Origin of the sequence: Pseudoprimorskyibacter insulae (assembly GCF_900302505.1) — a bacterium.
In the GTDB taxonomy this organism is placed as follows: domain Bacteria; phylum Pseudomonadota; class Alphaproteobacteria; order Rhodobacterales; family Rhodobacteraceae; genus Pseudoprimorskyibacter; species Pseudoprimorskyibacter insulae.
Genome location: NZ_OMOJ01000021.1, coordinates 1 through 5,513, shown reverse-complemented (window position 1 = coordinate 5,513; position 5,513 = coordinate 1). Strand labels below are relative to the sequence as shown.

The following is a 5,513-nucleotide window of genomic DNA, read 5'->3' as shown; positions in this document are numbered from 1 at the left end:
TATATGCACAAAATGAGATGCTTGCTTATCAACAGAAGGAGTCTACTGCTCGCGTTGCGTCTATTATGGAAAACACCAATCTTTCCAAGCAACAGCAGGTTTCCGAGATTATGCGCCAAATGCTTACTCAAGCTCAAACGGCTGGTCAGTATTTTACCAATGACCAAATCAAAGAAATGACTCGCAAGGTTAGTGCTGAGGTTGACTTAGTTCATCAGCAAACGCAGAATCAGCGGTATGGCTCTTCTCATATTGGCGCTACTGCAAAGGATATTTCTAATGTCGTCACTGATGCTGCTTCTGGTGTGGTTGATATTTTTCATGGTATTGATAAAGCTGTTGCCGATACTTGGAACAATTTCTGGAAAGACGGTAAAGCTGATGGTATTGGCTCTAATTTGTCTAGGAAATAACCGTCAGGATTGACACCCTCCCAATTGTATGTTTTCATGCCTCCAAATCTTGGAGGCTTTTTTATGGTTCGTTCTTATTACCCTTCTGAATGTCACGCTGATTATTTTGACTTTGAGCGTATCGAGGCTCTTAAACCTGCTATTGAGGCTTGTGGCATTTCTACTCTTTCTCAATCCCCAATGCTTGGCTTCCATAAGCAGATGGATAACCGCATCAAGCTCTTGGAAGAGATTCTGTCTTTTCGTATGCAGGGCGTTGAGTTCGATAATGGTGATATGTATGTTGACGGCCATAAGGCTGCTTCTGACGTTCGTGATGAGTTTGTATCTGTTACTGAGAAGTTAATGGATGAATTGGCACAATGCTACAATGTGCTCCCCCAACTTGATATTAATAACACTATAGACCACCGCCCCGAAGGGGACGAAAAATGGTTTTTAGAGAACGAGAAGACGGTTACGCAGTTTTGCCGCAAGCTGGCTGCTGAACGCCCTCTTAAGGATATTCGCGATGAGTATAATTACCCCAAAAAGAAAGGTATTAAGGATGAGTGTTCAAGATTGCTGGAGGCCTCCACTATGAAATCGCGTAGAGGCTTTGCTATTCAGCGTTTGATGAATGCAATGCGACAGGCTCATGCTGATGGTTGGTTTATCGTTTTTGACACTCTCACGTTGGCTGACGACCGATTAGAGGCGTTTTATGATAATCCCAATGCTTTGCGTGACTATTTTCGTGATATTGGTCGTATGGTTCTTGCTGCCGAGGGTCGCAAGGCTAATGATTCACACGCCGACTGCTATCAGTATTTTTGTGTGCCTGAGTATGGTACAGCTAATGGCCGTCTTCATTTCCATGCGGTGCACTTTATGCGGACACTTCCTACAGGTAGCGTTGACCCTAATTTTGGTCGTCGGGTACGCAATCGCCGCCAGTTAAATAGCTTGCAAAATACGTGGCCTTATGGTTACAGTATGCCCATCGCAGTTCGCTACACGCAGGACGCTTTTTCACGTTCTGGTTGGTTGTGGCCTGTTGATGCTAAAGGTGAGCCGCTTAAAGCTACCAGTTATATGGCTGTTGGTTTCTATGTGGCTAAATACGTTAACAAAAAGTCAGATATGGACCTTGCTGCTAAAGGTCTAGGAGCTAAAGAATGGAACAACTCACTAAAAACCAAGCTGTCGCTACTTCCCAAGAAGCTGTTCAGAATCAGAATGAGCCGCAACTTCGGGATGAAAATGCTCACAATGACAAATCTGTCCACGGAGTGCTTAATCCAACTTACCAAGCTGGGTTACGACGCGACGCCGTTCAACCAGATATTGAAGCAGAACGCAAAAAGAGAGATGAGATTGAGGCTGGGAAAAGTTACTGTAGCCGACGTTTTGGCGGCGCAACCTGTGACGACAAATCTGCTCAAATTTATGCGCGCTTCGATAAAAATGATTGGCGTATCCAACCTGCAGAGTTTTATCGCTTCCATGACGCAGAAGTTAACACTTTCGGATATTTCTGATGAGTCGAAAAATTATCTTGATAAAGCAGGAATTACTACTGCTTGTTTACGAATTAAATCGAAGTGGACTGCTGGCGGAAAATGAGAAAATTCGACCTATCCTTGCGCAGCTCGAGAAGCTCTTACTTTGCGACCTTTCGCCATCAACTAACGATTCTGTCAAAAACTGACGCGTTGGATGAGGAGAAGTGGCTTAATATGCTTGGCACGTTCGTCAAGGACTGGTTTAGATATGAGTCACATTTTGTTCATGGTAGAGATTCTCTTGTTGACATTTTAAAAGAGCGTGGATTACTATCTGAGTCCGATGCTGTTCAACCACTAATAGGTAAGAAATCATGAGTCAAGTTACTGAACAATCCGTACGTTTCCAGACCGCTTTGGCCTCTATTAAGCTCATTCAGGCTTCTGCCGTTTTGGATTTAACCGAAGATGATTTCGATTTTCTGACGAGTAACAAAGTTTGGATTGCTACTGACCGCTCTCGTGCTCGTCGCTGCGTTGAGGCTTGCGTTTATGGTACGCTGGACTTTGTAGGATACCCTCGCTTTCCTGCTCCTGTTGAGTTTATTGCTGCCGTCATTGCTTATTATGTTCATCCCGTCAACATTCAAACGGCCTGTCTCATCATGGAAGGCGCTGAATTTACGGAAAACATTATTAATGGCGTCGAGCGTCCGGTTAAAGCCGCTGAATTGTTCGCGTTTACCTTGCGTGTACGCGCAGGAAACACTGACGTTCTTACTGACGCAGAAGAAAACGTGCGTCAAAAATTACGTGCAGAAGGAGTGATGTAATGTCTAAAGGTAAAAAACGTTCTGGCGCTCGCCCTGGTCGTCCGCAGCCGTTGCGAGGTACTAAAGGCAAGCGTAAAGGCGCTCGTCTTTGGTATGTAGGTGGTCAACAATTTTAATTGCAGGGGCTTCGGCCCCTTACTTGAGGATAAATTATGTCTAATATTCAAACTGGCGCCGAGCGTATGCCGCATGACCTTTCCCATCTTGGCTTCCTTGCTGGTCAGATTGGTCGTCTTATTACCATTTCAACTACTCCGGTTATCGCTGGCGACTCCTTCGAGATGGACGCCGTTGGCGCTCTCCGTCTTTCTCCATTGCGTCGTGGCCTTGCTATTGACTCTACTGTAGACATTTTTACTTTTTATGTCCCTCATCGTCACGTTTATGGTGAACAGTGGATTAAGTTCATGAAGGATGGTGTTAATGCCACTCCTCTCCCGACTGTTAACACTACTGGTTATATTGACCATGCCGCTTTTCTTGGCACGATTAACCCTGATACCAATAAAATCCCTAAGCATTTGTTTCAGGGTTATTTGAATATCTATAACAACTATTTTAAAGCGCCGTGGATGCCTGACCGTACCGAGGCTAACCCTAATGAGCTTAATCAAGATGATGCTCGTTATGGTTTCCGTTGCTGCCATCTCAAAAACATTTGGACTGCTCCGCTTCCTCCTGAGACTGAGCTTTCTCGCCAAATGACGACTTCTACCACATCTATTGACATTATGGGTCTGCAAGCTGCTTATGCTAATTTGCATACTGACCAAGAACGTGATTACTTCATGCAGCGTTACCATGATGTTATTTCTTCATTTGGAGGTAAAACCTCTTATGACGCTGACAACCGTCCTTTACTTGTCATGCGCTCTAATCTCTGGGCATCTGGCTATGATGTTGATGGAACTGACCAAACGTCGTTAGGCCAGTTTTCTGGTCGTGTTCAACAGACCTATAAACATTCTGTGCCGCGTTTCTTTGTTCCTGAGCATGGCACTATGTTTACTCTTGCGCTTGTTCGTTTTCCGCCTACTGCGACTAAAGAGATTCAGTACCTTAACGCTAAAGGTGCTTTGACTTATACCGATATTGCTGGCGACCCTGTTTTGTATGGCAACTTGCCGCCGCGTGAAATTTCTATGAAGGATGTTTTCCGTTCTGGTGATTCGTCTAAGAAGTTTAAGATTGCTGAGGGTCAGTGGTATCGTTATGCGCCTTCGTATGTTTCTCCTGCTTATCACCTTCTTGAAGGCTTCCCATTCATTCAGGAACCGCCTTCTGGTGATTTGCAAGAACGCGTACTTATTCGCCACCATGATTATGACCAGTGTTTCCAGTCCGTTCAGTTGTTGCAGTGGAATAGTCAGGTTAAATTTAATGTGACCGTTTATCGCAATCTGCCGACCACTCGCGATTCAATCATGACTTCGTGATAAAAGATTGAGTGTGAGGTTATAACGCCGAAGCGGTAAAAATTTTAATTTTTGCCGCTGAGGGGTTGACCAAGCGAAGCGCGGTAGGTTTTCTGCTTAGGAGTTTAATCATGTTTCAGACTTTTATTTCTCGCCATAATTCAAACTTTTTTTCTGATAAGCTGGTTCTCACTTCTGTTACTCCAGCTTCTTCGGCACCTGTTTTACAGACACCTAAAGCTACATCGTCAACGTTATATTTTGATAGTTTGACGGTTAATGCTGGTAATGGTGGTTTTCTTCATTGCATTCAGATGGATACATCTGTCAACGCCGCTAATCAGGTTGTTTCTGTTGGTGCTGATATTGCTTTTGATGCCGACCCTAAATTTTTTGCCTGTTTGGTTCGCTTTGAGTCTTCTTCGGTTCCGACTACCCTCCCGACTGCCTATGATGTTTATCCTTTGGATGGTCGCCATGATGGTGGTTATTATACCGTCAAGGACTGTGTGACTATTGACGTCCTTCCCCGTACGCCGGGCAATAATGTTTATGTTGGTTTCATGGTTTGGTCTAACTTTACCGCTACTAAATGCCGCGGATTGGTTTCGCTGAATCAGGTTATTAAAGAGATTATTTGTCTCCAGCCACTTAAGTGAGGTGATTTATGTTTGGTGCTATTGCTGGCGGTATTGCTTCTGCTCTTGCTGGTGGCGCCATGTCTAAATTGTTTGGAGGCGGTCAAAAAGCCGCCTCCGGTGGCATTCAAGGTGATGTGCTTGCTACCGATAACAATACTGTAGGCATGGGTGATGCTGGTATTAAATCTGCCATTCAAGGCTCTAATGTTCCTAACCCTGATGAGGCCGTCCCTAGTTTTGTTTCTGGTGCTATGGCTAAAGCTGGTAAAGGACTTCTTGAAGGTACGTTGCAGGCTGGCACTTCTGCCGTTTCTGATAAGTTGCTTGATTTGGTTGGACTTGGTGGCAAGTCTGCCGCTGATAAAGGAAAGGATACTCGTGATTATCTTGCTGCTGCATTTCCTGAGCTTAATGCTTGGGAGCGTGCTGGTGCTGATGCTTCCTCTGCTGGTATGGTTGACGCCGGATTTGAGAATCAAAAAGAGCTTACTAAAATGCAACTGGACAATCAGAAAGAGATTGCCGAGATGCAAAATGAGACTCAAAAAGAGATTGCTGGCATTCAGTCGGCGACTTCACGCCAGAATACGAAAGACCAGGTATATGCACAAAATGAGATGCTTGCTTATCAACAGAAGGAGTCTACTGCTCGCGTTGCGTCTATTATGGAAAACACCAATCTTTCCAAGCAACAGCAGGTTTCCGAGATTATGCGCCAAATGCTTAC

Annotated in this window: 9 protein-coding genes; all 9 read left to right on the top strand. The window is 44.7% G+C overall.

The features are described 5' to 3' along the window. Positions 1 to 413, top strand: a 413-nt coding sequence (locus PRI8871_RS20305) for a Minor spike protein (protein ID WP_031603598.1), incomplete at its 5' end; no start/stop codon positions are given. 63 nt (positions 414 to 476) lie between these two features. Next, on the top strand, positions 477 to 2,018 hold the full coding sequence (locus PRI8871_RS20300) for a replication endonuclease (protein ID WP_000252566.1): 1,542 nt from the start codon (positions 477 to 479) through the stop codon (positions 2,016 to 2,018). Next, positions 1,951 to 2,103 carry a hypothetical protein gene (locus PRI8871_RS20295; protein ID WP_435988044.1) on the top strand — a complete coding sequence of 51 codons (153 nt, stop codon included), beginning with the start codon at positions 1,951 to 1,953 and terminating at the stop codon, positions 2,101 to 2,103. Before PRI8871_RS20300 ends, PRI8871_RS20295 begins: the two co-directional genes overlap by 68 nt. Further along, positions 2,036 to 2,275 carry a phage DNA packaging protein C gene (locus PRI8871_RS20290; protein WP_016670801.1) on the top strand — a complete coding sequence of 80 codons (240 nt, stop codon included), beginning with the start codon at positions 2,036 to 2,038 and terminating at the stop codon, positions 2,273 to 2,275. The genes PRI8871_RS20295 and PRI8871_RS20290 overlap by 68 nt, the downstream gene beginning before the upstream one ends. After that, positions 2,272 to 2,730 carry a scaffolding protein D gene (locus PRI8871_RS20285; protein ID WP_000084700.1) on the top strand — a complete coding sequence of 153 codons (459 nt, stop codon included), beginning with the start codon at positions 2,272 to 2,274 and terminating at the stop codon, positions 2,728 to 2,730. The genes PRI8871_RS20290 and PRI8871_RS20285 overlap by 4 nt, the downstream gene beginning before the upstream one ends. Beyond that, complete coding sequence (locus tag PRI8871_RS20280; RefSeq protein WP_000033471.1) at positions 2,730 to 2,846, top strand: phage DNA packaging protein J; 117 nt, start codon at positions 2,730 to 2,732, stop codon at positions 2,844 to 2,846. The genes PRI8871_RS20285 and PRI8871_RS20280 overlap by 1 nt, the downstream gene beginning before the upstream one ends. 36 nt (positions 2,847 to 2,882) lie before the next feature. Further along, positions 2,883 to 4,166, top strand: a complete 1,284-nt coding sequence (locus tag PRI8871_RS20275; protein ID WP_000065572.1) for a major capsid protein — start codon at positions 2,883 to 2,885, stop codon at positions 4,164 to 4,166. Positions 4,167 to 4,276: 110 nt separating this feature from the next. Continuing rightward, a complete protein-coding gene (locus tag PRI8871_RS20270; RefSeq protein ID WP_000487867.1) occupies positions 4,277 to 4,804 on the top strand; it encodes a hypothetical protein in 528 nt (175 codons plus the stop codon). 8 nt (positions 4,805 to 4,812) lie between these two features. Beyond that, positions 4,813 to 5,513 (top strand): Minor spike protein (locus tag PRI8871_RS20265; protein ID WP_029286496.1); only part of this gene is annotated, 701 nt, incomplete at its 3' end.